Consider the following 24,018-nt stretch of genomic DNA (forward strand, 5'->3'; position numbering starts at 1 on the left):
ATGCGCGTGCTGGTCCTCAACGGTCCCAACCTGGGCCGCCTCGGCAGGCGGCAGCCGGAGATCTACGGCTCCACCACGTACGGCGAGCTGGTCGCGCTCTGCGAGCAGTGGGGACGCGAGCTCGGGCTGGAGGTGGAGGTCCGGCAGACCAACCACGAGGGCGAGCTGCTCGACTGGCTGAACGCCGCGGCCGACGACGAGACCCCCGTGGTGCTGAACGCCGGCGCCTGGACCCACTACTCCCTGGCGCTCTACGACGCGTGCGCGCAGCTCGCGGCGCCGCTGGTGGAGGTGCACCTGAGCGACGTCTCCCGGCGCCCCGAGGAGTTCCGGCACCACTCCGTGGTGACCCCCCACGCGGTCGCGGTGATCGCTGGGAGGGGCGTCGACGGCTACCGCGACGCGCTGGAGCGGCTGAGCCGGGGCGACCGGGGCTGACGTGCCCTAGGGTCACCGCCATGAACACGGGGCTGCACGGACGACTCGGTCGTTTCATCACGTGTGCGGTGACCGGTCTGGGACTCGGCCTCCTGGTCGGCGGGGTGGTCGGCCGGGTCGCCATGTTCCTGCTGGCCCGCTCCAGCCCCGAGGCGCACGGGATCCCGACCGACGACGGCTTCGCGATGGGTCGCTTCACGGTCGGCGGCACGCTCCAGCTCATGGCGACGGCCGCCGTGCTGGGACTGATCGGGGCCGGGGTGTACGCCTCCGTGCGCTGGCTGCACTTCCCTGGCCCGGCTGTGCGCGTGGTGACGACCGCGATCTGCGCGGGGGTCGGGGTCGGCGCCCTGTTGGTGCATCGCGACGGCGTCGACTTCACCCTGCTCGACGCTCCGCTCGCGATCGCGCTCTTCGTCGCGATCCCCGCCCTGTACGGCGGTCTGCTGGCGTGGGTGCTCGAGGCTCGTGTCCCGACCAGGCAGGCCGGACGCAGCAGCCGTTCGTTCGTGCTCGCGCGCTGGGGTGGTCGAGCAGTCGCCGCGTCCGCGTTCCTGCTCCTGCTGCGTGACCTCGTGCTGGACACGGTCGCGCTGACCTGACGCGGAACCGGCAGGCCTCTCCCGACGTCCGATCGACACCGCAACGATCGGAGGAGCATGCCGTGAACCGTTCCGTCACCATCAGCGCCAAGGGTGCGCTCGTCGCACTCGTCGTCGTCCTCGCCGTCGCGGTCGCCTACCTGCTGGGCAACGAGGGGAACAGCGCCCAGGCCGCGCCGACCCCGAGCCCCGCCACCCACACGGACACCCGACCGCGCACCCTGGTGACCACCGGCACCGGGAGCACGTTCGGCGTCCCGGACGAGCTCGCGTTCACCGTCTCGGTCGGCTTGGTCAGGCCCACCCTCGACGAAGCCATGGCGGCGGCCAACAGCCGGATGAACGCCGTGCTCGCCGCCCTCGACCGGCTCGGCGTACGGCGCTCCGACGTGCAGACCACGGGCCTGCAGATGAACGCCGTCTACGACTACCACCCGTACAGCCCGCCCACCCTGCGCGGCTACCGGGTCTCGCAGAGCGCGCAGGTGCTGGTGCGGGACCTGACCAAGGGAGGCCGGGCCGTCGGTGCGGTCGTGCGCACCGGCGGGAACGATGTACGGGTCAGCGGTCTCGGTCTGCGCATCTCCGACCCGGACTCGCTGCTGGGGAAGTCACGAGCGGCCGCGGTGAAGGAGGCCACGACCAAGGCGCAGCAGTACGCCGCTGCGACGGGCCAGTCTCTCGGCCAGGTGATGTCGCTGCGTGAGGTGCGGGCCAGCGCTCCCGCGCCGCGACCGCTGGCGTTCCACCGGCTGGCGGCCTTCGACGCCGCCAAGGCGTTGCCGATCCGCGCGGGCAAGGACAAGCTGGCCGTCACCGTCCGCATCGTCTGGTCGTTCCGATGAGGGCGGGCACGCCGCTGCGTCGCCGGACGTCGCTGCTTCTTGCGGTCCCGGCCGTCGTCGCCGTCCTGGCCACCGCCGGATGCGGCTCGAGCCGGGCATCAGGGGCGAGTGCCGGATCGCAGGACGCCCCCGTCGCGGCGGGCGGTCGGATGAACCTGGGAAACACGGGTGCCGCGCAGGACAGCGCGGCCGCGGCCAAGTCGGCGTCCCAGCCCGGGGACGAGGTGCAACAGCGCGCGGTGATCTCCACCGGGCACATCGCGCTCATCAGCAGCGACGTCGCCGCCACCCGGACCCGCCTCGACGCCGTGCTCGCGCGCGACGGCGGGCGGGTCGCCGACGAGGACACCGTGACCGACGACCACGGGACGGTGACCCGCGCCCACCTCGTGGTCCGGGTGCCGAGCGCCCGGTTCGACGACGCGATGACCTCCCTGGCCGGGATCGCCTCGCTGCGCAGCGCGTCCCGCAAGGCCGAGGACGTCACCACCCAGGTGATCGACCTCCGTGCGCGGATCGCCGCCGAGCGGGCCGGCGTACGCCGTCTGCGGCACCTCGTCTCACAGACGGCGAACCTACGGGCGCTGCTCGACGTCGAGCGGGCGCTGACCCAGCGTCAGGGCGAGCTGGAGTCGCTGCGCCAGCAGCGGGTCTATCTCTCCGACCAGACCAGCCTGGCCACCATCACCGTCGACGTGACCCGGCGGGCGGCTCCGCCGCCGGCTCCCGCTGCCCACGCCGCCGGCGGCTTCGTGGGCGGGCTCGGCCACGGCTGGGACGCCCTCGTCGCACTCATCACCGCCGTCCTGCTCGCACTCGGTGCCGTGCTGCCGTTCGCGGTGGCCGGGGCGTTGATCGGTGTCCCGGTCTGGCTGGTGCTGCGCCGGCTGCGTCGCACACGGCGGCGGGAGGCGCCCGCGGAATCGTAGGCGGCCGGAACGCCGTACTAGACTTCGAGGTCGCCCGCCCGGACTCTCCGGGGCCGGGCCCACCCGATCCCGGCAGAAGAGGCGCTCCCGCATGGCCACCACCAACGACCTGAAGAACGGCATGGTCCTCAACCTCGACGGCCAGCTCTGGCAGGTCATCTGGTTCCAGCACCACAAGCCCGGCAAGGGCGGCGCGGTCGTGCGGTCGAAGCTGAAGAACGTCGAGTCCGGGAAGGTCGTCGACCGCACGTTCAACGCCGACGTGAAGGTCGACGTCGCCAACGTCGACAAGCGGACGATGCAGTACCTCTACAACGACGGCGCGTCGTACGTGTACATGGACACCGGCACCTACGACCAGATCGAGATCGGCCCCGAGATCGTCGGCGCCGCCAAGAACTTCATGCTGGAGAACCAGGAGGCGATCGTCGCCAGCAACGAGGGGCGCGTCCTCTACATCGAGCTGCCGGCGTCGGTCGAGCTGCAGATCACCTACACCGAGCCGGGCGTCGTCGGCGACAGCGCCACCGGACGCACCAAGCCGGCGACGCTCGAGACCGGCCACGAGATCCAGGTGCCGCTGTTCATCACCCAGGGTGAGCGGGTCAAGGTCGACACCCGCGACTCGTCGTACCTCGGTCGGGTCAAGGGCTGAGTCGGCCCGGTCATGGCTGCTCGGTCGAAGGCGCGCAAGCGTGCGCTCGACGTGCTGTACGCCGCGGAGATGCGCGGCGAGGAGCCGGTGGCCGCGCTCGAGGCCGCCGTCGCGGCGGGCGAGGGCCCGACCAACCCCTACACCGAGACGCTGGTCCGCGGAGTGACCGAGCACCGTCCGCGGATCGACGAGCTGCTGGCGGGGTACTCCCAGGGCTGGACGCTGGACCGGATGCCGGCCGTGGACCGGACCGCGCTGCGGATCGGTGCCTACGAGCTCCTGTACGTCGACGACGTACCGCCCGCCGTCGCCGTCTCCGAAGCGGTGGCGCTGGTCCGCGACCTGTCGACCGACGACTCGCCGTCGTTCGTCAACGGCGTCCTCGGCAGCATGCTCCGCGACCGCGACTCCCTGGTCGGCTGACCTCTCCGATCGCCCCCGTCACCCCAAGGTGTGAGGCCCGCGCGGTCCTCACCGGCCTAGATTCACGCCATGACCGACGTCGGTGATCGTGCGGAGTGGCTGGGGCACGAGGTCCAGCACAGCAAGACGCTCGACCGCGGCATCCGCTTCGGGATGGTCGCCTACGGCGTCGTCCACCTGGTGGTCGCCTGGTTGGCCGTCCAGCTGGCCCTCGGCCAGCACCAGCAGAACGCGTCGCAGAAAGGCGCGATGCAGACCCTGGCCAAGCAGTCATACGGACCGCTGCTGCTGTGGCTGATCGCGGTCGGGATGTTCGTGCTGGTGATCTGGCGGGTGGTCGAGGTCTTCACCGGCCACCAGGAGTACCGGGGCGGCAAGCGCTGGCGCCGTCGGGCCGCGTCGGCGCTCAAGGCGATCATCTACGGCTACATCGGCTACCTGGCGCTGCGCTACGCGGTCGGGTCCGGGTCGAGCTCGAGCAGCAGCAGCTACACCAAGACCTTGATGAACCAGCCGTACGGCCGCTGGATCGTCGGGCTGGTCGGCGCCGCGATCATCGCGTACGGCGTGAGCTACGCCCGCCGCGGGTGGACCGAGAAGTTCCTGGAGAACCTCGACGCCAGGGGCACCCTCGGCGACACCGGCACTGCGTACCGCTGGGTCGGCAAGGTGGGCTACATCGCCAAGGGCATCGCGTTCTGTGTCGTGGGTGGGCTCTTCGTTGCTGCGGCGTACACACACCATGCGAAGAAGTCGGGCGGCCTCGACCAGGCGCTCCACACCGTGCTGCAGCAACCGCTCGGGCCGGTCCTCCTGATCCTGATCGCGGCGGGCATCGCCTGCTACGGGCTGTTCTGCTTCGCCCGGGCGCGCCATCTGTCCACGTGACGTCACCCGTCACCGTTGGCAACGACCCCTCCCGGCACTGTCACGCGCGTGGAAGGGTGTGCCCATGACTCAGACAGCGGGGGAGAACAGCGAGTACGACGTGATCGTGGTCGGGCTCGGTCCCGGTGGCGAGCACGTGGCCATCAAGCTCGCCCAGGCCGGGCTCCGGGTGCTCGGCGTGGAGGAGCGCCTGGTCGGTGGCGAGTGTCCCTACTTCGGCTGCGTCCCCTCGAAGATGATGATCGCCGCCGCCGAGACCCTGCGCGGGGCCGGCCGGGTGAACGCAATGGCCGGCAGCTCGACCGTGACCGCGGACTTCTCGCCCGTCGCGAAGCGCATCCGCGACGAGGCGACGGACGACTGGGACGACACGGTCGCCGTCAAGCGGCTCGAGGACGCCGGCGCCTCCTTCGTCCGCGGCCACGGCGTGCTGGCCGGTGACGGCCGCGTCGACGTCGGCGGCACGACGTACACCGCGACGAAGGGGATCGTGATCAACACCGGGACCACGCCGGCGGCTCCGCCGATCCCGGGGCTCGCGGACACGCCGTTCTGGACCAACCGTGACGCCGTTCAGCTCACCGAGCTGCCGTCGTCGTTGGTCGTGATCGGCGGCGGCGCGATCGGCTGCGAGCTCGCACAGGTGATGGCGCTGTTCGGCGTGCAGGTCACCGTCGTCGAGGCGCTGGACCGGCTGGTCGCGCTCGAGGAGCCGGAGGCGAGCAGGGTGTTGGAGGAGGCGTTCGCCGAGACCGGGATCCAGGTGCTGACCGGAGCCTCGGTCGCCTCGGTCGGATATGCCGACGGTGGGTTCAGGCTCGACCTCGGTGACCAGGAGCTGACCGCGGAGAAGCTGCTCGTGGCGGCGGGCCGTCGCAACAACCTCGCCGGCATCGGTCTGGAGCACGTCGGCCTCGACCCCGAGGCGAGAGTCCTCGATCCAGACGAGCGGATGCGCGTGGCCGACGGCGTCTGGGCGATCGGCGACATCGTCGGCAAGGGGGCGTTCACCCACGTCTCGATGTACCAGGCCGCCGTCGTGGTCAACGACGTGCTGGACCGCGGGGGACCCTGGGCGGACTACCGCGCGGTCTCCCGGGTCACCTTCACCCAGCCCGAGGTGGGCGCCGTCGGGCTGACCGAGAAGGCCGCACGGGAGGCGGGCCACGACGTCGTGGTCGCCACCGGCGACCTGGCAGCGCGCGGCTGGATCACCCGGGAGAGCGGTCTGATCAAGCTCGTCGCCGACCGCGAGCGTCGGGTGCTGCTCGGTGGCGTGGTGGTCGCACCGGCGGGCGGCGAGATCATGTCGCTGCTCGAGCTCGCCGTCCACGCCGAGGTGCCGATCTCGACCCTGCTGCGCCTGCACTTCGCCTACCCGACGTACCACCGCGCCTATGAGGGCGTGCTCAAGGACCTGGCCGCGCAGCTCGGAGGCCGCTGAGTCGGGCGGCGAGGCCTTCGCCTGCTAAGGTCGCCTGCGATCGACATCCTTTAACGAGCCGTCCCGTGAGGCGGAGAAGGAGGTCTGGCCGCAGATGCCTGCGCCTGCCACGACAGCATCATCATCCGCGGGTGTGCCGGATCCCGGCGCCGACCGCACCGTCCTCGACTCGGGCGACATCTCCCGCGCGCTGAGTCGCATCTCCCACGAGATCCTCGAGCGCAACAAGGGCGCCTTGCGCATCGTGCTCCTGGGCATCCCGTCGCGCGGCGTACCTCTGGCCGAGCGCATCGCCGAGCGGATCGCCGCCGTCGAGGGCACCCAGGTCCCGCACGGGTCGCTCGACGTGACCATGTACCGCGACGACCTGCGCCTCAAGCCGGCCCGCACGCTGCTCCCGACGCAGATCCCCGACGGCGGGATCGACGACAAGGTCGTGGTCCTCGTCGACGACGTGCTGTTCTCGGGGCGCACGATCCGCGCCGCCCTCGACGCCTTGAACGACGTCGGGCGGCCGCGAGCGGTCCAGCTCGCCGTCTTGGTCGACCGCGGCCACCGCGAGCTGCCGATCCGGGCCGACTTCGTCGGCAAGAACCTCCCGACCTCGCTGGTGCAGCGGGTGCGGGTCCACCTCGCCGACGTCGACGAACTGGACGCGGTGGTCATCGAGGGGGCGGCCTCGTGAAGAAGCACCTGTTGTCCGCCGGAGACCTGAGTCGCGAGGACGCCGAGCTGGTCCTGCGCACCGCCGAGGAGCTCCGCTCGCTGGCCGACCGACCGATCAAGAAGCTGCCCGCGCTGCGGGGCCGCACGGTGGTGAACCTGTTCTTCGAGGACTCCACCCGCACCCGCATCTCGTTCGAGGCCGCCGCGAAGAGGCTCTCGGCCGACGTCATCAACTTCTCCGCCAAGGGCTCGTCGCTGTCGAAGGGTGAGTCCCTGAAGGACACCGCGCTCACCCTCGAGGCGATGGGCTGCGACGCGGTCGTGATCCGGCACAGCGCCAGCGGCGCCCCGCACCGGCTCGCGAACTCCGGCTGGGTCCGGGCGTCGGTCGTGAACGCCGGCGACGGCACCCACGAGCACCCGACCCAGGCTCTGCTCGACTCGTTCACGATGTGGCGTCATCTGGGGCCGCGCAACGGTGGCACGCTGGACGGCCAGCGGGTCGCGATCGTCGGCGACGTGCTCCACTCACGAGTCGCCCGGTCCAACGCACTGCTGCTGCACACGCTCGGGGCCGAGGTCACCCTGGTCGCACCGCCCACCCTGCTTCCGGTCGGGGTCGACACCTGGCCGGTGGAGACGTCGTACGACCTCGACGGCGTGCTGCCCAAGGCCGACGCGGTGATGATGCTGCGGGTGCAGCGCGAGCGGATGAGCGGCGGGTTCTTCCCGACCGCGCGCGAGTACAGCCGCCGCTACGGCCTCGACGGCCGCCGGATGGCGACGCTCCAGGACCACACGATCGTCATGCACCCCGGGCCGATGGTCCGCGGTATGGAGATCACGGCCGACGTCGCGGACAGCGCGCGCTCGGTGATCGTCGAGCAGGTCACCAACGGCGTCGCCGTGCGGATGGCGGTGCTCTACCTGCTGCTCGGTGGCAACGAACCATTCGAGACGCCTCGTCCCTCGGCTCCTCAGGAACCGCCCGCAGTGGGTACGACGGAAGGGGCGGACACGTGACCGGCTACCTGATCAAGGGCGCGCGGATCCTGGGCGGCGGACCCACCGACGTCCTCCTGCGCGACGGCGTCCTGGCCTTCGGCGAGACCGACGCCGGCGCCGAGGTGATCGACGCGACCGGGCTCATCGCGCTGCCCGGTCTGGTGGACCTGCACACGCACCTGCGGGAGCCCGGCCGGGAGGACGCCGAGACGGTCCTGACCGGCACGCAGGCGGCCGCGATGGGCGGGTTCACCGCCGTGCACGCGATGGCCAACACCGACCCGGTGGCCGACACCGCGGGCGTCGTGGAGCAGGTCTGGCGGCTCGGCCGCGAGGGCGGCTACTGCGACGTCTACGCGGTGGGTGCCGTCACGGTCGGCCTGGCCGGCGAGCAGCTGGCCGAGCTCGGCGCGATGGCCGACTCGGCGGCCCGGGTGCGGGTGTTCTCCGACGACGGGCACTGTGTCGGTGACGCGGTGCTGATGCGGAGGGCGCTGGAGTACGTCAAGGCGTTCGACGGCGTCGTCGCCCAGCACGCGCAGGAGCCGCGGCTCACCGAGGGTGCCCAGATGAACGAGGGCGAGCTCTCCGGACGGCTCGGGCTGGCCGGCTGGCCCGCTGTCGCCGAGGAGGCGGTGATCGCCCGCGACTGCCTGCTCGCGGCCCACGTCGGCTCGCGGCTGCATGTCTGCCACGTCTCGACGGCCGGCTCCGTGGAGCTGATCCGGCAGGCCAAGGCGTCAGGCTGGAACGTCACGGCCGAGGTGACGCCCCACCATCTGCTGCTGACCGACGACCTGGCCGCGTCGTACGACCCGGTCTACAAGGTCAACCCGCCGCTGCGCACGGCCGCCGACACCGAGGCACTGCGGGCCGGTCTGGCCGACGGGACGATCGATGTCGTGGCCACCGATCACGCGCCGCACCCGCTCGAGGACAAGGACTGCGAGTGGGCGGCCGCCGCGTTCGGGATGCTGGGACTCGAGACGGCGCTCTCGGTCGTCCAGGAGACGATGGTCGACCCGGGCCTACTCACCTGGGCCGAGGTCGCCGAGCGGATGTCCTACGCCCCCGCGCGGATCGGACGGCTGGCCGACCACGGGCGGCCCCTCGAGGACGGTGCTCCGGCGAACATCGTGCTCTACGACCCCTCGGTACGCCGCGTTGTCGAGGCCGCGGAGTCGGTCTCGCTCTCGCGCAACACGCCGTACGCCGGCATGGAGCTTCCGGGGCGGGTCGTCGCGACGTTCCTGCACGGGAGGCCCACGGTGCTCGACGGCAAGCTCGCCTGACGGCTGCGCGAATTCCCCGCCTGAGCGGGTATTTCGACACTTGTTGGCCCAGATTTGCCCCAACAAGTGCAGAGTTCCCCGCTCAGGCGGGGAATTCTGGGACCGCCGATATCGACTCGCGCGACGTCGGTGGGACAGGTGAGGATGGGGTCGTGATGGCTCGGTGACCTCATCCCTCCGCCGCATCCTCCCGCCCACCACGCTGGAGCGAGACCTGGCCCTGCAGTGCGTGCTGTCGGCGTTCGCGACCGGGTCGTTCCTCACCGGTACGGCGGTCTTCTTCACCCAGATCGTCGGCCTGACCGGCTCCCAGGTCGGGCTCGGCATGTCGGTCGCCGGCATCGTCACGCTGCTGCTGTCGCTGCCGCTCGGGCGGCTGTCCGACCGGGTCGGCGCCAAGCCGCTCTGGGCCATCTCCGCCCTGGTCGAGGCGCTGCTCTACTTCGCCTGGCCGCTGGCCGGCGGGATGCTCGCCTTCGTCGCGCTGCTGTCGCTGCTGGCCGCGATCAGCACCGCGGGCAACACCGGCCGCAACGTCTACCGGATCGCGGTGTTCCCGCGCGAGGTCCGGGTGCGGGCCCTGGCCTACATGCGGTCGGCGCGCAACGTCGGCTACACCCTCGGTGCGCTGGCCGGCGGCATCGCGCTCGCGATCGGCACCCGCACCGCGATCACCGCCGTCCCGATCCTCACCGGCGGCCTGCTCGTGCTGAACGCGCTGATGGTCTCGCGTCTGCCGCGGATCGACCGGCCGGAGCAGCCGGTGAACCACGACGAGGAGTACGCCGCGCCCGCCCCGCCCGCGTGGCGCAACCTCGGTTTCGTGACGCTCTCGGTCTGCAACGGTGTCCTGAACTCCAACCAGGTGCTGCTCAACGTCGTGGTCCCGCTCTGGCTCGTCGAGCGTACAGACGCCCCGCACACGCTGCTGGCCTGGCTGTTCGGCACCAACACGGTGATGGCCGTGCTCCTCCAGGTCCGCGCCTCACGCGGCTCGGAGACCGTGAACGGCGCGCTCCGCGCCGTCCGTCTCTCCGGTTGGGCGTTCATCCTGTCCTGCCTGGTCATCGGCGTCACCCACGAGACCGTCGGCTGGGTGTCGATCGTCCTGATCTGGCTCGGTCACGTCACCATCACCGGCGCCGAGCTGTGGCAGTCCGCGGCCGACTGGGGCTTACAGTCCGAGCTGTCCGACCACCGCAGGCTGGGTGACTACCAGGGCGTCTGGGGGCTGGGCTACCAGGCGCAGCCGATCATCTTCCCGGGCCTGTTCACCTTCCTGGCGCTGCAGTGGGGCGAGCCGGGCTGGGGCGTGATCGCCGCGATCGGGGTGCTCGCCGCCGTGGTCTCCCACCCCGCGGCACGGGCGGCGCAGCGGTTCCTGGAGCGGTCGGGCGCGTCGTACGCCGGACCTGCGGCCGAGGTGACCGCGACCCCGGCCACCCCGTGACCCCGCGCCGCGCGAATGAGCGAGCCGCCGACGGGGCACCCTCCACGAGTGGAACCCTCGCAGTGGCTGCTCACCAAGTCCGAGCGCGGCAACCCCAGCACCGTTCTCGACGACCGTCACGACGATGACCGCGCCTGGTCCACCGGCAACCTGGTGCGGCCCCTGATCCACGGGGCGACCTACTTCCCGGCGCTGTACGACGTCCTCGAGTCGACCCGGGCCGGCGACCTCGTCTACTTCACCGACTGGCAGGGCGACGCCGACGAGCGACTGACCGGCGAGCCGGGGAGCGAGGTGCTCGAAGTGCTCGGCCGCGCCGACGAGCGAGGTGTCGATGTCCGGGGGCTGGTCTGGCGCTCACATCTGGACCAGACCGGCTTCTTCGCGGCGGAGAACCGGCACCTGGGCGAGCAGCTGCAGAAGCGCGGTGCCGAGGTGCTGCTCGACATGCGCGTGCGCACGGGAGGCTCGCACCACCAGAAGTTCGTGGTGGTCCGCTTCCACGACGACCCGGCCCGCGACGTCGCATTCGTCGGTGGGATGGATCTGGCCCACAACCGGCGCGACGACGCCGACCACGGCGGAGACCCTCAGCCGCAGCTCCTGACCAAGGAGTACGGCGCACACCCGCCCTGGCACGACGTCCAGGTCGAGATCCGCGGACCTGCGGTGTACGACGTCGAGACGGTCTTCCGCGAGCGGTGGCAGGACCCGACACCGCTCTCGCGGAGCCCGATCCGCAAGACCGTCGACTACCTACGTCACGACGACACCTCGCCCGACGGCTTGCCCGAGCAGTGGCCGCCGCCTCCGGAGGCCGGCCCCCATACCGTCCAGCTCCTGCGGACCTATCCCGACCTGCGCCGGGGGCGCGACTACCCGTTCGCGAACGGCGGCGAGCGCAGCGTGGCACGCGGCTGCACGAAGGCGATCTGCCAGGCCGAGCGGATCGTCTACGTCGAGGACCAGTACTTCTGGGGGCACGGGGTCGCCGAGCCGTTCGAGTCGGCCCTGGCCGCGAACCCCGGCCTCCGGGTGATCGTGGTGATCCCGCTGGTCCCCGACATCGCCGGGCTGAACCGGCTGCCGCAGGAGCTCGGGCGCGAGCGTGCTCTGGGGCGGATGATGCGGGTCGCGCCGGGCCGCGTCGCGGCGTACGGACTCGAGAACCACGCCGGCACGCCGGTCTACGTGCACGCCAAGGTGTGCGTGGTCGACGACGTGTGGGCGGTGACCGGGTCCGACAACTTCAACCGCCGCTCCTGGACCCACGACTCGGAGCTCAGTGCCGCCGTGCTCGACGAGGAGTACGCGCGGAACCTGCGGCTCGTGCTCGCCGCGGAGCATCTGGACCGCCTCGAGGAGGTCTCCGAGCGGGGCCTGGAGGAAACGGTGGCCGACTGCGTCGAGCCGGCCGGGATGTTCGACGCGTACGCCGCCACCGCGGCCGCCCTCGAGACGTGGCACCGGGGCGGATGCGTCGGAGACCGGCCGCCGGGTCGCCTGCGGCCGCTGCCACTGCCTAGGATCTCGGGTTGGGCCAGGCGCTGGGCTGGGCCCGTCCTCGGGATCGTCCACGACCCCGACGGCAGGCCGCGGTCGATCAGCGGGGGGACCCGCTACTGAGGCGGTGACGCATGAAGGCGCGCGAGCCGGACCGCACGGGAGTGGTGGAGCGCGACGGCGTACGCGTCGCGTGGCGGGAGTACGGCGAGCTGCCGGATCCGGACGCGCCGGCCGTGCTGCTGCTGCCCACCTGGCGCATCGTCTCGGCCGAGGTGTGGAAGCTGCAGGTCCCGTTCCTGGCACGGCGCACGCGCGTGCTGACCTTCGACCCGCGCGGGAACGGGCTCTCCGACCGGCCCCGGCATCGAGAGGCATACGGGCGGGAGGAGCTGGCCCAGGACGCGATCGACGTCCTCGATGCCACGGGCACCCGACGCACCGTCGTCGTGGGTCTTTCAGCAGGCAACGAGGAGGCCCTCACCCTCGCCGCCGAGCACCCCGAACGGGTGGCCGCCTGGGTGGCGATCGCGCCCTCGATCCGTGGCCTGGGCGACTACGGGGAGGAGCGTGCCGCGGCCTTCGCCCGGTGGAACGAGGACACCGGCGCCGACGACGGATGGGATCGCTACAACCGGTACTCCTGGCTGCGCGACTACCCGGGCTTCGTGACGTTCTTCTTCGACCAGGCCGTGAACGAACCCCGTTCTACCAAGCTGGTGGAGGACCTGGTGGGCTGGAGCCGGGGGACCGACGCGGAGATCCTGGTGCTCGGTGAGCTGGCCCTGAAGCCTCCACGGACCTCGATCGAGGAGCAGACCGCTGCCGTCCGCTGTCCGGTCGTCGTCGTGCACGGGACCCGCGACGGCGTGGTCCCGCACGCGCACGGCGCCCGGCTGGCCGAGCTCACCGGCGGCACTCTGGTGACCTTCGAGGGCAGCGGCCACCTGCCCCAGGGACGCGACCCGGTCGCGGTGAACCGCGTGATCGACTCGATGGTGTCAGTCGCCGGATCCGGGTTCAGACCAGGTCGCCCGACACCTGCCGCACGAAGTCGCGGATGAGGAGGTTGACCTTCACCGGGTCGCGGGCGTTCGGGAGGTGGCCGCTGCCCTCGAGCAGCACGAAGTCGCCTCCCGTCAGCTCGGCCACGCGCCGGCCTCGCTCGAAGCTCTGACACCTGTCCTCCGAGCCGCTGAGGACGAGCACCGGACAGCGGACCCGGCGACAGACCTCCTCGGCGCCCTCTCCGAAGCGCGGGTCGCCGTCGGCGTCGTGGTCGAGGAGCATCACTTCCGGGGTCGTCTCCGTAGCCCAGGCCACGGTGTCCTCCACCTGCTTGGTCGAGTGCGGCTCGGGGAACATCTCTCCGAAGAAGAACTCCCAGAAGCCGCGCCAGTCGCGCTGCCAGTAGTGCCGGTTCATCTTCGCCCAGCCCTCGTCGGTGTCGAGCTCCGCCTCGAAGTCGTACTGCACCTTGTGCGGCAGCGGCGGACCCAGGGCCATCCCCGGATTGATGGCCACGAGCCCCAGCACCCGCTCGGGCCGCTCCGCGGCCAGGACGGTGGCCAGGGCGGCGCCACCGCAGAGGCCTCCCAGCACCACGGTCCGGGCGCCGACATGGTCCAGGACCGCCCAGACGTCGCCCTCCAGCTCGAACAGGGCGAACTGCTCGGGTCTCGTCGGCCGGTCGGAGCGGCCGTTGCCCCGCGGGTCGACCGTCACCACCCGGAAGAACCGGGCCAGGAACGGGACCTGTGCCTTCCACGCCCTCGCATGGACGCACGTGTCCGGCATCACCAGGCAGACCGTCACCGGTCCGTCGCCGTACACCGCGTAGCCGACGCCGAAGCCGTCCCTGTCGAGGATCCCGTCGGTGACCGGAGACATCGCGCGCATCAGAGCAGCTCCGCCAGCATCGCGGCAGCGCGTTCCGCGCCGCCGGTCTCGACCGGCCGGCAGGACACCTCGGTGTCGAGGAGCTTCACCAGGGTCTCCGCCAGCCACTCCGGATCGCTGATCTCGGCGTACGACGCGCACTGGCCTGCGCGGTAGCGCTCGAGGCGGTGCCGCACGTGGAAGTTCTGCTCGAAGTGGTGCTGGAGCGGCACGAAGATGAAGGGCACCCGCGCCGCGGTCAGCTCCATGGTCGTCGTGAGCCCGCCCTGGACCACGGCGACGTCGGCGGCCGCCATGCGGAGGTAGAGGTCCGGCACGAACCCGCGGACGTCGGCCCCCTCGACGTCCGGCAGCTCGCCCGGGTCGATCCGTGGCCCGGTGACGACCAGGAAGCGCAGCTCGGGGAGACGTGCCCTCGCCAGCGGCACGGCGTCGAGCACCCGCCGAAGCAAAGGCTCACCGACACCGGAACCGCCGACGGCCACGACGCAGAGGACATCCGCGTCGCCGTACCCGAGCTCGCGACGGGACCGGGCGACCTCGTCGTCCGTCGGTGGCTCGAACCCGGTGATGTAGCCGGCGAACTCGAAGTTGGCCGTCGTCCACTCCCGGATGTTCGGCAACCCCGGCCCGAAGGACTCGTCCACGACGTCCTCGGGGTTCCCCACGAAGAGTTGACGGTCGCGGATCCGCTTGAACCGGGCTCGCTGCTCGAGCATCTCGGCGTTGTAGTCGGCGGTCAGGAACGCCTCGCGCTCGCCGAGGTCGGGCATCGGCAGGAAGCCCACGAAGTCCGTCATCCAGGCGAACGAGAACCGCTTGAGCTCCGGGTTCTCGTGCAGGAAGTAGTCGACGTCCCAGGCCTCGTCGCCGATCACGAGGTCGTACGGCGTCTCCTCGACCACGTCGTTGAACACCATGAAGTTGTTGACCAGGATCTCGTCCATCTCGCGGAGTGCCTGGAAGACGTGGAGGTCGTGCTCACCCGACTCCTGCTCGATATGGGACGACTCGTTCGCGAGCTCGGCCGATGCCGGGTGCACGTGCTCGCCGGCGTCCTCCAGGACGCGGGTGACGGGATGCTGCGTCAGCCAGTCGATCTGCAGGTCGGGATGAAGCGTTTTGAGGTGCTGCGCGATCGCGAGGTCGCGGCGTGCGTGACCCAGGCCGATGGGCGACGAGAGATACAGGGCGCGTCTCGGACGGCTCTGAGCGCGGATCCAGGTCCGGCTGGTCATGAGCGATTGTCATCCTCGGGGGAGGGGCCCAGCAAGACGGGCAGAGCCGAGAGTCCGCGCAGGACGAGCCCGTCGCCGTGACCCCAATGGAGGTCCTCCGGCTCGACCGCCAGCTGCATCCCCGGGAACCTCCGGAGGAGCTCGGTGAACGCGATCTCCGCCTCCAGCCGCGCGAGGGGGGCTCCGAGACAGTGGTGGACACCGTGACCGAACGCCACGTGTGCCGCACCGTTCCGGCGTACGTCGAACAGCTCGGGGTCGCTGTTCCGCTCCGGGTCGCGCCCCGCGGCCGCCAGGTTGACCAGCACCTGCCGGCCCGCCGGGATCGTCACGCCGGCGATCGTCGTGTCCCGCACGGCGTACCGGAACGTCGCGTGGTGCACGGGGGCGTCGACCCGCATCATCTCCTCGACGGCCTTCGGCACCAGGACCGGGTCCGACACGAGGGCGTCGCGCTGGTCCGGGTGCTGCAGCAGCCGCGCCACTCCGTTGCCGATCAGGCTGGTCGTCGTGTCGTGGCCCGCGACGATGAGCTGGAAGAGCGTCGACAGCAGCTCCTGCCTGGTCAGCAGCTCCTCACGGCAGGCGACCACGAGGTCTCCGACCAGGTCCTCGGTGGGCGCGTCCCACCGGCTGTCCACGAGGTCGTCCAGGTACCCGACGATCGCCTCGGAGGCGGCCACGGCCACGGCAGGCGGCTCGGCCCCCGTGTACGGCGCGAACAGCTCGGCGAACCAGCCCGACAGGCGACGCTGGTCCACACGGTCGATCCCGAGCAGCTCACCGATCACGGCGAACGGGAGAGGCCGCGCGAACCCGGCCACCAGGTCCACCGGCTCCTCGGTGACCGCCAGCTCGCCGAGGAGCTCGTCCACGAGCTCCCGGATCCGGGGCTCCAGCGACTCGAGACGCGCCCTCCGGAACGCGCCGGCGGCGAGCCTCCGCAGCCGGGTGTGGTCGGGCGGGTCGACGCTGAGCATGTGCCGCGCGAAGTCCGGCCCCGGCAGACCCTCGGCGACCACACCTCCGTCGCGGGCGAGCGCCGCGAGCATGTCCTTGGACAGGTCCGGGTGGTTCAGGGTCTCTCGCGCCGCGGCGTACCCGAGGACCAGGAAGGCGCGATGGCCGTCCGCCAGGGTCACCTCGTGCACCGGCCCTGCCTGACGCACCCGTTCGAAGAGGGGGAACGGGTCGTCCCGGTCGTAGTCGCCCCACCGGCCGAGGGCGGCATCGATGGTGTCGTCGGTGGCCGCGGTGGTCATGATGCTGTCCGGAAGCCGGAGCACACCAGGTCCATGCGGCCGACCAGACCGTCGTAGACCGAGCACACGACCGTCTGGGTCAGGACGCGGCTGTCGCCGTCCGGGTCGAACGTGAGCTTGTAGTGCACGAGCACGCGGTCGCCGACGTCGTCGCCGGCGACATCGCTGAGGACGACGGTGTCGTAGCTGCCGAACCAGTCGGCGAACCGCGCCAAGACCGCGTCGCGGCCGTGCTCCTCGATGGACCCGCCGGGCAGCAGGGCCCGCAGCCGGATCTCGTCCGTCAGATGTGTGCCGAGCCGGTCGAGCGCGCGGTCGGCCACGGCGGTCGCGACCGAGGTCGCCAGAGGATGGTTGTTCACGATGCCTCCTTCAAGGTCTCCGTGAGATGGGCGGCCAGGTCGGCGGCGTCGCAGCGAGCGCCGTCGAGGTACGTCGACCGCCGCCGACGCAGCATCGGCAGGCCGAGCACGTACAGACCGGGCCATCGGGTGACGCCTCCGTCGTGGAGTAGGCGGCCGCGGTGGTCGAAGACGGGGACGTCGACCCAGGAGAAGTCGGGTCGGAAGCCGGTGGCCCACACGATCGAGTGGATCTCACCGGAACGGAGGGAGAGTCCGAGTTCCGGCTTCTTCACGAGCGTGGGCTCCGGGCGCTCACCGCGGCCTCCCACCTGGTCGTCGACGGTGTCGAGGAGTCGTCCCAGCTTGAGGTCGGCCAGGGCACACACGTTCGCCAGGGAGCCGGAGAACTGCGCGACACCGTCACGGACACCGGCGAACCGGCCGACCAGCCGGATCCCGGAGGCCTGGAGGGTGTTGAGGTCGAGCGTGTGGGCCGCGCCGACCAGCTGGAGCGAGGGCAGGTTGCGGGCCCGGACGACGTCGTCCACCTCGTCCCAGCGCTCGTCGAGGATGCCGAGCGAGTCGAGCCACCACAGGATGTCGCGGCTCCGGTAGCGGCGAGGCACTCGGACGTGCTCGCCCACCGCGAGTGTCACGGGTCGTCCCGATCGCTGGAGCTCGTCGGCGATCTGGACGCCGCTCGCGGACGCGCCCACGACCAGCGCGCCTCCCGAAGGCAGCTGGTCGGGGCTGCGGTACTGCAGCGCGGTGATCGAGAAGAGACCGGGCAGCCGACGGGCGACGGCCGGCACGTGGCCGCGGGTCACACCCGACGCCAGCACCACGGTCCGGGCGTTCCAGCGCCCTCGGTCGGTGGCCACCTCGAACCCCTCGGCGCCCGGGCGCACCGAGGTCACCGTGGTGCCGGTCACCACGGGGGAGCCGGACGTCACGGCGTACTCGGCGACGAGGTCGGCCACCCCGGCGGCGGAGAGGTACCCGTGCGGGTCGTCGCCCTGGTAGGACCAGCCGGGCAGGCGGGTCATCCAGTTCGGGGTGAGCAGGCGGAGGGAATCCCACCGCTGTGTGCGCCACGAGTGCGCCACCTCGCCGCGCTCGAGGACGACATGGTCGATCGAACGTGCGGCGAGATGGCGGCTCATCGCGAGCCCGCAGTGCCCGGCTCCCACCACGACCGCGGTGACGGTGGGCATCAGAGGGCCCCTACACCACGGTGACGGTGACGTCGGTCGGGTTGGTGACGATGTCGAAGACGGCCGAGCGCTTCTGCGACTGCGCCACGATCGCCTGGATCTCCGCCTCGGACGCGTCTGCCTGGATCTCGTAGTCGACCTTGACGCCGCTGAAGCCGTTGCGGACCTCGGGGTCGGCACCGAGGATGCCGTGCAGGTCCATGTCGGCCGACAGCGTGGCCTTCACGGAGTGGAGCTGGATCTCGCGCTGCTGGGCCACGGCGGCCACACCGGCGGTGAGGCAGGAGCCGAGACCGACCAGCACATACTCGACCGGGGTCGGGCCGTTGTCCTGGGCCGCGAACTGCAGCGGGTGGTCGGCGTCGAGGGTGAACGACGTGTGGTGGACCTGCTCGTCGGCGAAGCCGTAGAAGCTCTCGACCTCGGAGCGGCTGTGCGTGCCGTTCTCCCAGGTCACCGACGACCGCCACTGGAACTGGGCGATCTCCGGGGTCTCCGCGAACGCGGCACGGGCGCCGAGCAGCGCCTCGACGTTGACGCCGTTGTCGATCGGCGCGGTGGTGATGGTCATGGTGTCTCCGTCCTCGGCCGGTGGCCGACGTGATCGTGCTGTGACGCGGAACAGGCTTGCCCCGCTTCGCCGCCGACCGCATCCGGAGACCCCCCTAGTCGAGTCATGCGTCTGGTGCCCGGGCGGTCCTACACTCCGTTCGTGCTGCTGGGGAGGGACTCAGAGCGCGAGGCCGTCAGCCGCCTGGTCGCGATGGCGAAGCTGGGGGTGGGCGGGGCACTCGTGGTGATGGGCGAGCCGGGGGTGGGCAAGACGGCTCTGCTCGAGGACACCCTCGCGTCCCTCGGTGAGGTGCGAGTGCTGCGTGCCACCGGCCTCGAGGCCGAGCGCCACATCCCCTTCGCAGGGCTGTCGCAGCTGCTGCGTCCCGCGCTGAGCCATCTGGAGGCTCTGTCGGTCCGCCAGGCCGATGCTCTGTCCGGCGCCCTCGCGCTCTCGGAGTCCGGCCCCGGAAGCAGCGACCGGTTCGCGATCGGTGCCGCGGTGCTGAGTCTCCTCGCCGGGTACGCCGAGCAGGCGCCGGTCGCGGTGGTGATAGACGACCTGCACCTCCTGGACCTGCCCTCGGCCGAGGCGATCGTGTTCGCGGCCCGGCGATTGGCGGCCGACCCCGTCCTCGTGCTGCTGGCAGTCCGCACCGCCGAGGCGGACCGCGTCGTCGCGGGCCTTCCGGTGGTCCACCTGTCCGGTCTCGATGACGCCGCCTCCGCCGCACTGGTGGCGCGGGCGGCCGGCGGGCCGCTCGCCCCCGGGCGCCTGGACCCGTTGCTGGCGCTGGCGGGCGGAAACCCGCTGGCCCTGTTGGAGCTCGCGGGCGACGACCTCGACGCGCTGGCGACGGACCCGTCCGAGCTCCCCGCTCGGGTCCCCGACGCGGTCACGGCGGCGTTCACCCGTCGACTCGACCGACTGGACGAACGGTGCCGTACGGCCGCTCTCATCGCCGCCGTCTGCGGAGGCGACCTCGCGGTGGCGACCCGCGCCTGCTCTGCCCTCGGCGTCGACGCGGAGGCCCTGACCGACGCCGAGGATGCGGGACTCCTCTCCGTCAAGCCGGGCAGGGTCACCTTCCGGCACCCGTTGGTGCGAGCCGCGGTGTACTCCCGTGCGGGCGCGCGCGAGCGCAGGGCGGCCCATCGTGCCGTGGCGGAGGTGCTTCCGGCCGACGACCGGGACCGGCGTGCGTGGCACCTCGCCGAGGCGGTGTGGCAGCCGGACCCGGACGTGTCCGACCTGCTCGCCGAGGCCGCCGATCGGGCACGGGCCCGCACGGCGTACTCCGTGGCATCGGGCGCGTTCGAGAGGTCGGCCAGGCTCTCACCCGACCGGGAGCCCCGGCAGGAGCGGTTGCTGCACGCGGCCGAGACGGCCTGGTCCGCCGGCCTGACCGAGCGGGCGCTGGGCCTCCTGGAGGCGCACGACCGAGAGGGTCCGGGGGAGTCCGGACGGATGCAGGAGCTGGCGTTGCGCGGAGCGATCGCGGCTCGGACCGGTCGCGTGCGGGACGCCCGGGAGATGCTCATGGCCGCCGCCGAGCTCGCGGCCGACCCGAACCAGGAGACCGTCCTCCTCGCGGACGCGGTGAACGCGAACTTCTATCTCGCCGGCGCACCGGCCGCGGCCGCGCTGGCCCGACGGCTCGCAGAGCTGGCTCCTGCCGTGACGGACGACCGCGCGCGGGCGTTCGGCCTGGTGGCCACCGGGACCGCGAGGATCCTCGCCGGAGAGGCCGGCGGCGCGGACGACCTGCGCGCAGCCGTCCCTCTGCTCCGCGCGACGCCGGAGGTCTACCAGGACCAACACCGCCTGTCCCTCGTGATGCAGGTGCCGCTGTACCTGCGCGATGCCACAGGAGGTGGTCGGGCGGTCCGCGACCTCGTCGAAGCGGTCCGGGGACAGGCCGGGATAGGTGCGCTGCCCGCCGTGCTGTGGCACCTCGCGCGCGACCAGGCCACGACGTCGGCGTGGCCGGAGGCCGAGGCCAACTACTCCGTCGCGGCGCGGCTCGCCGAGGAGACCGGACAGGTCACCGAGCGCATGATGGCGCTGGCGGGACTCGCATGGCTCGAGTCGCGTGAAGGGCGGCAGGAGCAGTGTCGCCGCCACGTGGCCGAGGTGCTCGAGACCCCCGCCGTGGCACACCTGCACATGGCCGAGGCCTGGGTGCGCTACGCCCTCGGCGACCTGGAGCTGTCGCTCGGCGATCCGAGAGCCGCGGTGAGCAACCTGCGCGAGCTCGTCGACCTGCTCCAGGTCCACGAGCTGGCCGATGCCGACCTGGTGCCGGCGGCTGAGCTGGTCGATGCGTTGGCGCGACTCGGCGAGACGTCCGACGCGCAGGCGGTGGCCTCGTCGTACGAACGTGCGGCCCGCGACAAGGGCCAGCCCTGGGCGCTGGCCAGGGCGGAGCGGGCACGAGGGCTGCTGGCGGACGACGACGCCGCGCCGCGGCTCTTCGAGTCCGCCCTGGAGGCTCATGCCGCGACCCTCGACCGGTTCGAGACCGCTCGCACCCGGCTCGCGTACGGCGAGCGGCTGCGACGAGCTGCCCGGCGGGTCCGCGCGCGCGACCAGCTGCGGGCGGCCCTCGACGACTTCGAGGATCTCGGCGCCGCACGCTGGGCGGAACGGGCCGCCGTCGAGCTGGCCGCGACCGGGGAGACCGTGCTCCGGCGCGATGCCGATCCCCGGACCTCGCTGACCCCGCAGGAGCTCCAGGTCAGCCTGCTTCTCGCGGAGGGTCGGACGACTCGCGAAGCAGCCGCGGCCCTGTACCTGAGCCCCAAGACCGTCGAGTACCACCTGCGGAAGGTCTACACGAAGCTCGGGATCGGCTCGCGTGCGGAACTCGCCGAGCTCGTCACCCCTGGCGTTCGACCGTCGGAGGCGGCCGTCACGGCGAAGCCGTCGTAGGACGCACAGCGGGGCTCCATGACATGCTCGTCCGGTGGGTTATCTGGACTCTGCCGACCGGCCCGACCGCATCGCCGGCGGAGTCCGGATGGTGCGGGTGTCCACGCCGGCCGGGGACTTCCGGGTGTGGACGAAGCGGGTCGGCAACAACCCCGACCTGAAGGTGCTGCTGCTGCACGGAGGCCCGGGCGCGACGCACGAGTACCTCGAGACGTGCGACGCCTACCTGCCGGCGGCGGGGGTCGAGTACTACTTCTACGACCAGCTCGGGTCCCACTACAGCGACCAGCCGAACGACCCGTCCCTGTGGGAGATCGACCGCTTCGTCGACGAGGTGGAGCAGGTCCGGGTGGCGCTCGGGCTGGGTCCCGAGAGCTTCGTCCTCTACGGGCAGTCGTGGGGTGGCGTGCTCGCGATCGAGTACGCCCTGGAGTGCCAGGAGAACCTCAAGGGGCTGGTGATCTCGAACATGATGGCCAGCATCCCGGCGTACAACCGGTACGCCGAGGAGGTGCTGATGCCGGCGATGGACCAGGACGCTCTGGCCGAGATCAAGCGGCTCGAGGCGGCGGGCGAGACCGACGACCCCTCGTACGAGGCCCTGCTGATGGAGCACCACTACGTCCACCACGTCTGCCGTCTGCCCGTGGACGAGTGGCCCGACCCGGTCGTCCGCGGCTTCGAGAACATGAACCAGTCGATCTACGTGCCGATGCAGGGCCCGAGCGAGCTCGGTGCCAGCGGCCGGCTCGAGCACTGGGACCGGACCGGCGACCTGAGCCGGATCGGCGTACCGACGCTCGTGATGGGTGCCGAGCACGACACCATGGACCCGGCCCACCTTCGATGGATGGCCGAGCAGCTGCCCCAGGGCCGCTACCACCACTCGCCGAACGGCAGTCATCTCGCGCTCGTCGACGACGCTGACACCTACTTCGCCGGGCTGGTCGGGTTCCTGCACTCCCTGTGAAGCGGACAAGCAGTCCCTTGCCCCCGGACTGAGCCCACGGTCAGGCGGCTTCGTCTCGGGGGAGTTGTCGAGTGCCGGTGTGGTCGACGAGGTAGAGAGCGCCGTAGGGGTCGCGCCAGAGGTAGATGCCGGGGAAGGGTCGCTTGACCGTCCATCGGCCGAAGGTCGTCAGGCGGTGGTGGGGTTGGACATCGGTCCGTAGTTCCCGATCCGGGATTGTCCGGCGCCGACCGCGTCGGGTCGGTGTCGATACGGCAGGGTGTGGTCGACCTGGTCGGGTCGAGGCTGGGGAGAACGGGAAGGTGTCGGCCGGGGTCATCAGGTGCACGGCCTGTCTATGTCGCTCGGGGATCTCGTAGGCATCGACCGGCGCCAGGGCCTCGATGTCGAGCACCGGCCGGACGGTGACCTTCGCCAGCGGGGAGAGGTGTTCCTTGACCCAGGTCTCGGTGGCCGCTCCGCAGCCCTCGACCCGGGCGATCCCCTCACCGGTCGGCTGGCCGTCCTCCTCGGCATTCTCTGCGCCGTAGACGTAGACGTAGACGTAGACGTTGACCACGACCTGGGGCAGCAGCCCGGCCCAGTCGATCACCGGCTTCGGGCCCGTGCCCGGGCCGCCGGTCGAGCGGGTCGTGGCGGGGGTCACGGGCTGGTCGGGGTCCTCGGGACGGTCGGACCACGCCTGGTAGGCGGTCAGAAACTCAGCGGCCAGGTCGGGCCGGGACAGCACGAGCAGGGCCTTGACCCGGCGCTTGTCGACGGTGTCCGTTTCTCCGAGGTCGCCCAGGAGAGGACTACGGCCGCGGCCACCGGCCAAGCGACCAGACCGAAACGACGGACATGCCGTTGAGCGGGACTACGTCGGCTGGTCGAATCGGTGGCAACCCGAGGCCAGGAGCGGCACGATCTACCCATGGAGGTCTCCCGAAGACCCACTCTGCCCGGCGTTGTCGCTACGACCGCTGCCGGTGTGATCGTCGCCGTGATCGGGGTTGGGTACCTGTTCGTCAAGGAGATGGATTCCCGCGCCCTAGGATCTGCCAGCCTCGGTTCTGTCGACCTCGTCGTGCCGGTGATGGCCCTCGACGCAGGGCTCGTCGCTGCCATCCCGCTGCTGGCGCTTTACTTGCGCTACCGCTCAGCCCATGACATCAGGGTTGGCGTCCTGTGGGTAGGGCTCGGCCTCGTGGCTGGTGGCCTGCTGGGCGTCGACATGGCGGTGATCTTCGCGTCTAGCCGTGACTACAGCAGCGCGGGAGGCGTCATAGGTGCTGACGCGGCCATCGCTGCTGCCGGTTTCCTGATCGGGATCGCGGTCGGCGGTCAGGCGTGGCTGTGGACTCGCCGCCGTTACGCCTGACACCGCCCTTCGCCAGCGCGTCCGTCCGTGCCGCTGTCCGGCGCACGCTCATGCCGATCGAGCGGACGGGTCCCTCCGCCGCCATTGCACGCGCATCAGGTGCGCCG

General features: G+C 71.4%; 24 protein-coding genes. 17 read left to right on the forward strand and 7 right to left on the reverse strand.

The genetic code is table 11. The annotated features are described in order from the left end of the window. From VGK78_RS04420 to VGK78_RS04485, 14 genes are all read left to right on the forward strand, one after another. On the forward strand, positions 1-438 hold the full coding sequence (locus VGK78_RS04420) for a type II 3-dehydroquinate dehydratase (RefSeq protein WP_331526182.1): 438 nt from the start codon (positions 1-3) through the stop codon (positions 436-438). Between the two features lie 20 nt (positions 439-458). Continuing rightward, the gene (locus tag VGK78_RS04425; RefSeq protein WP_331526184.1) at positions 459-1,040 is read left to right on the forward strand and encodes a hypothetical protein; all 582 of its coding nucleotides are present in this window, start codon (positions 459-461) and stop codon (positions 1,038-1,040) included. 62 nt (positions 1,041-1,102) lie between these two features. After that, positions 1,103-1,885, forward strand: coding sequence for an SIMPL domain-containing protein (locus VGK78_RS04430; protein WP_331526186.1), 783 nt, complete (start codon positions 1,103-1,105; stop codon positions 1,883-1,885). Further along, the gene (locus VGK78_RS04435) at positions 1,882-2,814 is read left to right on the forward strand and encodes a DUF4349 domain-containing protein (protein WP_331526188.1); all 933 of its coding nucleotides are present in this window, start codon (positions 1,882-1,884) and stop codon (positions 2,812-2,814) included. The genes VGK78_RS04430 and VGK78_RS04435 overlap by 4 nt, the downstream gene beginning before the upstream one ends. Positions 2,815-2,905: 91 nt before the next feature. Continuing rightward, positions 2,906-3,469, forward strand: a complete 564-nt coding sequence (efp, locus tag VGK78_RS04440) for an elongation factor P (protein WP_331526190.1) — start codon at positions 2,906-2,908, stop codon at positions 3,467-3,469. A gap of 12 nt (positions 3,470-3,481) precedes the next feature. Next, a complete protein-coding gene (nusB, locus tag VGK78_RS04445) occupies positions 3,482-3,892 on the forward strand; it encodes a transcription antitermination factor NusB (protein WP_331526192.1) in 411 nt (136 codons plus the stop codon). Between the two features lie 69 nt (positions 3,893-3,961). Next, the gene (locus VGK78_RS04450; RefSeq protein ID WP_331526193.1) at positions 3,962-4,780 is read left to right on the forward strand and encodes a DUF1206 domain-containing protein; all 819 of its coding nucleotides are present in this window, start codon (positions 3,962-3,964) and stop codon (positions 4,778-4,780) included. Positions 4,781-4,844: 64 nt separating this feature from the next. Continuing rightward, complete coding sequence (locus VGK78_RS04455) at positions 4,845-6,224, forward strand: NAD(P)/FAD-dependent oxidoreductase (RefSeq protein WP_331526195.1); 1,380 nt, start codon at positions 4,845-4,847, stop codon at positions 6,222-6,224. 94 nt (positions 6,225-6,318) lie between these two features. Beyond that, complete coding sequence (gene pyrR / locus VGK78_RS04460) at positions 6,319-6,909, forward strand: bifunctional pyr operon transcriptional regulator/uracil phosphoribosyltransferase PyrR (protein WP_331526199.1); 591 nt, start codon at positions 6,319-6,321, stop codon at positions 6,907-6,909. Further along, positions 6,906-7,913 carry an aspartate carbamoyltransferase catalytic subunit gene (locus VGK78_RS04465; RefSeq protein WP_331526202.1) on the forward strand — a complete coding sequence of 336 codons (1,008 nt, stop codon included), beginning with the start codon at positions 6,906-6,908 and terminating at the stop codon, positions 7,911-7,913. Before pyrR ends, VGK78_RS04465 begins: the two co-directional genes overlap by 4 nt. After that, a complete protein-coding gene (locus tag VGK78_RS04470; RefSeq protein ID WP_331526204.1) occupies positions 7,910-9,187 on the forward strand; it encodes a dihydroorotase in 1,278 nt (425 codons plus the stop codon). The genes VGK78_RS04465 and VGK78_RS04470 overlap by 4 nt, the downstream gene beginning before the upstream one ends. Positions 9,188-9,350: 163 nt before the next feature. Next, positions 9,351-10,637 (forward strand): MFS transporter, encoded by a 1,287-nt coding sequence (locus tag VGK78_RS04475; RefSeq protein WP_331526206.1) that lies wholly within the window; start codon positions 9,351-9,353, stop codon positions 10,635-10,637. A 48-nt stretch (positions 10,638-10,685) separates the two neighbouring features. Then, positions 10,686-12,263 carry a phospholipase D family protein gene (locus tag VGK78_RS04480; RefSeq protein ID WP_331526208.1) on the forward strand — a complete coding sequence of 526 codons (1,578 nt, stop codon included), beginning with the start codon at positions 10,686-10,688 and terminating at the stop codon, positions 12,261-12,263. An 11-nt stretch (positions 12,264-12,274) separates the two neighbouring features. Further along, positions 12,275-13,204 carry an alpha/beta hydrolase gene (locus tag VGK78_RS04485; protein ID WP_331526211.1) on the forward strand — a complete coding sequence of 310 codons (930 nt, stop codon included), beginning with the start codon at positions 12,275-12,277 and terminating at the stop codon, positions 13,202-13,204. Here VGK78_RS04485 and VGK78_RS04490 read toward each other — a convergent pair. The 6 genes from VGK78_RS04490 to VGK78_RS04515 are packed head-to-tail and all read right to left on the reverse strand — an operon-like array spanning position 13,161 to position 18,668. Next, positions 13,161-14,039: an alpha/beta hydrolase gene (locus tag VGK78_RS04490; RefSeq protein WP_331526214.1), complete on the reverse strand. Its 879-nt coding sequence runs from the start codon at positions 14,037-14,039 to the stop codon at positions 13,161-13,163. The two genes, VGK78_RS04485 and VGK78_RS04490, sit on opposite strands and share 44 nt — an antisense overlap. Beyond that, a complete protein-coding gene (locus VGK78_RS04495) occupies positions 14,039-15,277 on the reverse strand; it encodes a glycosyltransferase (protein ID WP_331526215.1) in 1,239 nt (412 codons plus the stop codon). Before VGK78_RS04495 ends, VGK78_RS04490 begins: the two co-directional genes overlap by 1 nt. Beyond that, positions 15,274-16,539 carry a cytochrome P450 gene (locus tag VGK78_RS04500; protein ID WP_331526216.1) on the reverse strand — a complete coding sequence of 422 codons (1,266 nt, stop codon included), beginning with the start codon at positions 16,537-16,539 and terminating at the stop codon, positions 15,274-15,276. Before VGK78_RS04500 ends, VGK78_RS04495 begins: the two co-directional genes overlap by 4 nt. Further along, entirely contained in the window at positions 16,536-16,901 is a 366-nt protein-coding gene (locus tag VGK78_RS04505) for a nuclear transport factor 2 family protein (RefSeq protein WP_331526218.1), read from the reverse strand. Before VGK78_RS04505 ends, VGK78_RS04500 begins: the two co-directional genes overlap by 4 nt. Continuing rightward, on the reverse strand, positions 16,898-18,097 hold the full coding sequence (locus VGK78_RS04510; protein WP_331526221.1) for an NAD(P)-binding domain-containing protein: 1,200 nt from the start codon (positions 18,095-18,097) through the stop codon (positions 16,898-16,900). The genes VGK78_RS04505 and VGK78_RS04510 overlap by 4 nt, the downstream gene beginning before the upstream one ends. A gap of 10 nt (positions 18,098-18,107) precedes the next feature. Next, a complete protein-coding gene (locus VGK78_RS04515) occupies positions 18,108-18,668 on the reverse strand; it encodes an OsmC family protein (RefSeq protein WP_331526222.1) in 561 nt (186 codons plus the stop codon). A gap of 141 nt (positions 18,669-18,809) precedes the next feature. Between VGK78_RS04515 and VGK78_RS04520 the strand changes: the two genes are divergently transcribed. After that, the gene (locus tag VGK78_RS04520) at positions 18,810-21,581 is read left to right on the forward strand and encodes a helix-turn-helix transcriptional regulator (protein ID WP_331526224.1); all 2,772 of its coding nucleotides are present in this window, start codon (positions 18,810-18,812) and stop codon (positions 21,579-21,581) included. 34 nt (positions 21,582-21,615) lie between these two features. Then, positions 21,616-22,551 carry a proline iminopeptidase-family hydrolase gene (locus tag VGK78_RS04525; protein ID WP_331526226.1) on the forward strand — a complete coding sequence of 312 codons (936 nt, stop codon included), beginning with the start codon at positions 21,616-21,618 and terminating at the stop codon, positions 22,549-22,551. Positions 22,552-22,591: 40 nt separating this feature from the next. Here VGK78_RS04525 and VGK78_RS04530 read toward each other — a convergent pair whose 3' ends face one another. Further along, on the reverse strand, positions 22,592-23,368 hold the full coding sequence (locus VGK78_RS04530; protein WP_331526228.1) for a hypothetical protein: 777 nt from the start codon (positions 23,366-23,368) through the stop codon (positions 22,592-22,594). Between the two features lie 96 nt (positions 23,369-23,464). Here VGK78_RS04530 and VGK78_RS04535 point away from each other — a divergent pair, with 96 nt between their 5' ends. Continuing rightward, positions 23,465-23,911: a hypothetical protein gene (locus VGK78_RS04535; RefSeq protein ID WP_331526230.1), complete on the forward strand. Its 447-nt coding sequence runs from the start codon at positions 23,465-23,467 to the stop codon at positions 23,909-23,911. Positions 23,912-24,018: the final 107 nt, after the last annotated feature.

The sequence above is a fragment of the Nocardioides sp. genome (assembly GCF_036503465.1).
Lineage (GTDB): Bacteria > Actinomycetota > Actinomycetes > Propionibacteriales > Nocardioidaceae > Nocardioides.

Excerpts from the sequence above, each read along its gene's own strand:
- VGK78_RS04420 (WP_331526182.1), top strand. The coding sequence starts at position 1 with ATGCGCGTGCTGGTCCTCAACGGTCCCAACCTGGGCCGCCTCGGCAGG.
- VGK78_RS04425 (WP_331526184.1), top strand. The coding sequence starts at position 459 with ATGAACACGGGGCTGCACGGACGACTCGGTCGTTTCATCACGTGTGCG.
- VGK78_RS04435 (WP_331526188.1), top strand. The coding sequence starts at position 1,882 with ATGAGGGCGGGCACGCCGCTGCGTCGCCGGACGTCGCTGCTTCTTGCG.
- efp (WP_331526190.1), top strand. The coding sequence starts at position 2,906 with ATGGCCACCACCAACGACCTGAAGAACGGCATGGTCCTCAACCTCGAC.
- nusB (WP_331526192.1), top strand. The coding sequence starts at position 3,482 with ATGGCTGCTCGGTCGAAGGCGCGCAAGCGTGCGCTCGACGTGCTGTAC.
- VGK78_RS04450 (WP_331526193.1), top strand. The coding sequence starts at position 3,962 with ATGACCGACGTCGGTGATCGTGCGGAGTGGCTGGGGCACGAGGTCCAG.
- VGK78_RS04455 (WP_331526195.1), top strand. The coding sequence starts at position 4,845 with ATGACTCAGACAGCGGGGGAGAACAGCGAGTACGACGTGATCGTGGTC.
- pyrR (WP_331526199.1), top strand. The coding sequence starts at position 6,319 with ATGCCTGCGCCTGCCACGACAGCATCATCATCCGCGGGTGTGCCGGAT.
- VGK78_RS04485 (WP_331526211.1), top strand. The coding sequence starts at position 12,275 with ATGAAGGCGCGCGAGCCGGACCGCACGGGAGTGGTGGAGCGCGACGGC.
- VGK78_RS04490 (WP_331526214.1), bottom strand. The coding sequence starts at position 14,039 with ATGCGCGCGATGTCTCCGGTCACCGACGGGATCCTCGACAGGGACGGC.
- VGK78_RS04495 (WP_331526215.1), bottom strand. The coding sequence starts at position 15,277 with ATGACCAGCCGGACCTGGATCCGCGCTCAGAGCCGTCCGAGACGCGCC.
- VGK78_RS04500 (WP_331526216.1), bottom strand. The coding sequence starts at position 16,539 with ATGACCACCGCGGCCACCGACGACACCATCGATGCCGCCCTCGGCCGG.
- VGK78_RS04510 (WP_331526221.1), bottom strand. The coding sequence starts at position 18,097 with ATGCCCACCGTCACCGCGGTCGTGGTGGGAGCCGGGCACTGCGGGCTC.
- VGK78_RS04515 (WP_331526222.1), bottom strand. The coding sequence starts at position 18,668 with ATGACCATCACCACCGCGCCGATCGACAACGGCGTCAACGTCGAGGCG.
- VGK78_RS04535 (WP_331526230.1), top strand. The coding sequence starts at position 23,465 with ATGGAGGTCTCCCGAAGACCCACTCTGCCCGGCGTTGTCGCTACGACC.